Raw genomic sequence first — 1,573 nt, forward strand, 5'->3', positions numbered from 1 at the left:
CAGCGGCGCGCAGCTGGTCGAGCAGCGCATCCGCGTGATCTGGGCGCAGGGCGTCTCGCCGGCCGCCGGGCTGCTGCTGCGGCGCGGCGCGCGCAACCTGCAGGGCAACGCGCCGGACGAGGCGCTGGAGGATTTCGACGCCGCCCTGGTGCTCGAACCCGCGGCGCCGGATGTCTGGCTGATGCGCGCCCGCGCGCTCGCCGCGCTCGGCGACCGCGCCGCGGCCGCCCGCGACATCCAGGAGGCGCTGCGCCTGGAGCCCCGGCATTTCGCCGCGCTGGTGCAGTTGTCCGAGATGCAGGACGAGGCCGGGGACGCCACCGGCGCGCTGCGCAGCTTCGACGCGGCCCTGGCGGTGCATCCCCGGATGCCCGGCGCCGAGGACCGCCGGCGCGAGCTGCAGCGCCGGGCCGAGGGCGACGCGCTGTAGCAACCGCCGGATGGCGCGCCGGGCGGGGGAGGGACCAGATGGCCGCCGAGAGACAAGCCCGGTGACCGCCATGCCCGAAGCCCCGCTCCCCCTGGCCGAGCCCGACGCCGCCCGCTGGCAGGCCGTGCTCGACCGGAACCCGGAACCCGCCTGCGGGCCCTTCCTCTACGGCGTGACCACGCAGGGCGTGTTCTGCCGGCCCGGCTGCCCCTCCCGCGCGCCGCTGCGGCGCAACACCCGGTTCTTCGCCGATGTCGCCGCCGCCGAGGCCGCCGGGTTCCGCGCCTGCCGCCGCTGCGACCCGAAGGGCGAGCGCGCGGCGCTGCATGCGGAGGCCGTGCGCGCGGCCTGCGCCATGATCGAGGCGGCCGAGACCATGCCCTCCCTGGCCGAGCTCGCCGCGCGTGCCGGCTATGCCCGCCACCACTTCCTGCGCCTGTTCCGCGAGGTCACCGGCGTCACCCCGCGCAGCTACGCCGAAGGCGTCCGCGCCCGCCGCCTGCAGGCCGCGCTGGCGGCCGGGGAGCGCGTGGCGGAGGCGGTGGCCGGCGCCGGCTTCGGCAGCGAATCCCGCGTCTACGAGGATACCTCGCGGCATCTCGGCATGACCCCCGGCGCGGCCCGCCGCGGCGGCGAGGGCGAGACGATCCGCATCGCTCATGCCGAGAGCGCCATGGGCCCGCTCCTGGTCGGCGCGACGGCGCAGGGCGTCTGCTTTATCGGCTTCGCCGAGCCGCCCGAGGCGCTGGAAGGTGACCTGCGCGCGCGCTTCCCGAAGGCCCGCATCGAGCCTGCCGACGCCGCCCTGGCCGAGACGGTACGCCAGGTCGCCGCCTTCATCGCCGAGCCCGCCGCCGCCCTCGCCCTGCCGCTCGACCTGCGCGGCACGGCGTTCCAGCGCCAGGTGTGGGAGGCGCTGCAGCGCATCCCGCTCGGCGAGACCCGCACCTATGCGGGGCTGGCGGCGGAGATCGGCAATCCCGCCGCAGTGCGGGCGGTGGCGCGGGCCTGCGCGCGCAACCCGGTGGCGCTCGCCGTGCCCTGCCACCGCGTAGTCGGCGGCGATGGCGACCTGACGGGCTATCGCTGGGGCGTGCCGCGCAAGGCGGCGCTGCTGGCCGGCGAGCGCAAGGCCGCCGGCCG

General features: G+C 77.6%; 2 protein-coding genes. Both read left to right on the forward strand.

The features are described 5' to 3' along the window. Positions 1-430, forward strand: a 430-nt coding sequence (locus OZN99_RS31220; protein ID WP_270939087.1) for a tetratricopeptide repeat protein, incomplete at its 5' end; no start/stop codon positions are given. A gap of 70 nt (positions 431-500) precedes the next feature. Beyond that, on the forward strand, positions 501-1,573 hold a 1,073-nt coding region (gene ada, locus OZN99_RS31225; RefSeq protein WP_270939088.1), incomplete at its 3' end, for a bifunctional DNA-binding transcriptional regulator/O6-methylguanine-DNA methyltransferase Ada.

The sequence above is a fragment of the Falsiroseomonas oryzae genome (assembly GCF_027856955.1).
GTDB classification, from domain to species: Bacteria; Pseudomonadota; Alphaproteobacteria; order Acetobacterales; family Acetobacteraceae; genus Falsiroseomonas; species Falsiroseomonas oryzae.